This window comes from Micromonospora phytophila (genome assembly GCF_023656545.1).
Lineage (GTDB): Bacteria > Actinomycetota > Actinomycetes > Mycobacteriales > Micromonosporaceae > Micromonospora > Micromonospora phytophila.
The window spans coordinates 1-2,216 of record NZ_JAMOKF010000545.1; the positions used below are offsets into that span (position 1 = coordinate 1).

General features: G+C 73.9%; 4 protein-coding genes and 1 pseudogene. 4 read left to right on the top strand and 1 reads right to left on the bottom strand.

Going from position 1 to position 2,216, the window contains the following annotated elements; all coding sequences use genetic code 11:
• From NCC78_RS30995 to NCC78_RS31010, 4 genes and pseudogenes are all read left to right on the top strand, one after another.
• Positions 1 to 318: pseudogene (locus NCC78_RS30995) on the top strand (ATPase); the annotation flags it as partial.
• Positions 315 to 722: a roadblock/LC7 domain-containing protein gene (locus NCC78_RS31000; RefSeq protein ID WP_007465177.1), complete on the top strand. Its 408-nt coding sequence runs from the start codon at positions 315 to 317 to the stop codon at positions 720 to 722. The pseudogene NCC78_RS30995 and the gene NCC78_RS31000, both read left to right, overlap by 4 nt.
• An 83-nt stretch (positions 723 to 805) precedes the next feature.
• Positions 806 to 1,171, top strand: a complete 366-nt coding sequence (locus NCC78_RS31005) for a DUF742 domain-containing protein (RefSeq protein ID WP_250798974.1) — start codon at positions 806 to 808, stop codon at positions 1,169 to 1,171.
• Complete coding sequence (locus tag NCC78_RS31010) at positions 1,152 to 1,775, top strand: GTP-binding protein (protein WP_250798975.1); 624 nt, start codon at positions 1,152 to 1,154, stop codon at positions 1,773 to 1,775. Before NCC78_RS31005 ends, NCC78_RS31010 begins: the two co-directional genes overlap by 20 nt.
• Before the next feature lie 68 nt (positions 1,776 to 1,843).
• On the opposite strand, the gene NCC78_RS31015 is transcribed toward NCC78_RS31010, so the two are convergent.
• On the bottom strand, positions 1,844 to 2,216 hold a 373-nt coding region (locus tag NCC78_RS31015), incomplete at its 5' end, for a winged helix-turn-helix domain-containing protein (protein WP_250798977.1).

Consider the following 2,216-nt stretch of genomic DNA (forward strand, 5'->3'; position numbering starts at 1 on the left):
GTCGCGGACGCGCCGCCCCCCGCGGCGTCGGCGGGCGACACGGGCGCCTGGCGGACGGCGGCCGACGACGGCTGGACCCGCGCCAGCCAGGCCGCGGAGCCCGCCACCGCCGGCACCACCCGCTCCGGACTGCCCAAGCGCGTGCCGCAGGCGCAACTCGTGCCCGGCGGCATCGAACCCCGGGGCGGCCGGGACCGCAGCCGGCGCACCCCGGACGATGTACGTGGCCTGTTGTCGGCCTACCACCGCGGCGTGCAGCGCGGCCGGTCGGCCGGGACGGACCAGAACAGCACCTCGACCAAGGAGACGAGCCGATGAACAGGCCAGCGGCTATGCAGGACATGGGTTGGTTGCTCACCAACTTCGCCGACAGCGTGGCGGGCATCGCCCACGTGGTGGCGGTGTCCGCGGACGGGCTGCTGCTCGCCTCCTCCCGGGACCTGCCCGGGGACCGGGCGGACCAGCTCGCCGCGATCACCTCCGGCGTGGTCAGCCTGACCGAGGGCGCCGCCCGGATGTTCAGCGCCGGGGGCGTGCTGCAGACGGTCATCGAGATGGACAGCGGCTACCTGTTCCTGATGTCGATCAGCGACGGCTCGTCGATGGCCGTGCTGGCGGCCCGCAGCTGCGACGTCGGGCAGGTGGGTTACGAGATGGCGCTGCTGGTCGAGCGGGTCGGCGCCGCGCTGGTGCCGCTGCCCCGGGACGCGGTGCGTTCGTAGCGGGCGCGGCGCGCTGCCGCGCGCCGACCAGGACGAGGAGATCCGGTGCCGGTCGGCCGGGCGGAGGGAGGAGGTGATCGCGGATGGACCAACGGCGCGCGGACCCGCGCGGCGCGCTCGTGCGGCCGTACGCGGTCACCCGGGGGCGTACCGAGCCCCAGCAGGACATCGCCCTGGAGGCGGTCCTGGCGGCGAGCCCCACCCAGGTCGCGGAGTCCCGGTTCGCAGGGCATGACAAGCACCGCATCGCCACCGTCTGCGAGGGACGGGCGCAGTCGCTGGCGGAGATCGCCGCGTACACCCGGTTGCCCCTGGGCGTCGCCCGGGTGCTGGTCGCCGACATGGTGGCCGAGAGCCTGCTGACGCTACACACTGCCGCTCCCGCCGAGGGGTTCGAGGAGCGGATGGAAATCCTTGGAAGGGTGCTAAGTGGACTTCGCAGGCTATGACCCCGCCGGGGCCCGCCAGAACCGGGGAATCATCTCCGCGAAGATCGTGGTCGCGGGTGGCTTCGGCGTGGGCAAGACGACCCTGGTCGGCGCGATCTCGGAGATCACTCCGCTGACCACCGAGGCGGTGATGACCGCGGCCGGTGTCGGCATCGACGACCCGTCCAAGGTGCCCGGCAAGGAGACCACCACGGTCGCCATGGACTTCGGCCGGATCACGATGGCGCAGGACCTGATCCTCTATCTCTTCGGCACGCCGGGCCAGACCCGTTTCTGGTTCATGTGGGACGAGATCATCCGGGGTGCGGTCGGTGCGGCGGTGCTGGTGGACACCCGCCGGATCACCGACGCGTTCGCCCCGCTGGACTACTTCGAGAACCGGCAGCTGCCGTACGTGGTGGCGTTGAACCGGTTCGACGACGCGCCGCACTACGAGCTGGAGGAGATCCGCGAGGCGCTGGCGATCTCGCCGGACGTGCCGCTGGTGATGACCGACGCCCGGCACCGCGAGTCGGTCAAGCAGGTCCTGGTGACCGTCGTGGAGCACGCCATGCTCCGCCTCCAGGCCGAGCACGACCGGGGCTACCCGGCCCCGGTCGGCTGAGGACCGGTCGAAGGCGGCCTACTCCGCCGCCGAGCTGAACGGGACGCGGGGGCCTTCGGGCCCCCGCGTCAGTCCACGCGCAGCCGGTAGCCGCGTTTGACGACGGTCTGCACCACCAGGGGCGCGCGCAGCCCCGCGCGCAGCCGGGCCACCGCCATCTCCACCGCGTGCTCGTCGGCGCCGCGCGGCAGCGTCCGCAGCAGCGCGGTGCGCGACAGCACCCGGCCGGGGGAGTGGGCCAGCGCCCGCAGCACCGCCATCGGGGCCGGCGCGAGGGGGCGCAGCTCACCGTCGACCACGGCCGCGTGCCCGCGCAGGGTGAGCAGGTGCCCGGCCGCCTTCAGGGTGACGGTGCGGCCGGGCAGCTCGTCGACGATGGTCCGGACCAGGGCGCCCAGCCGGGCCCGGTTCGGCGCGCTGACCGGCACCCCGCGCCGGAGC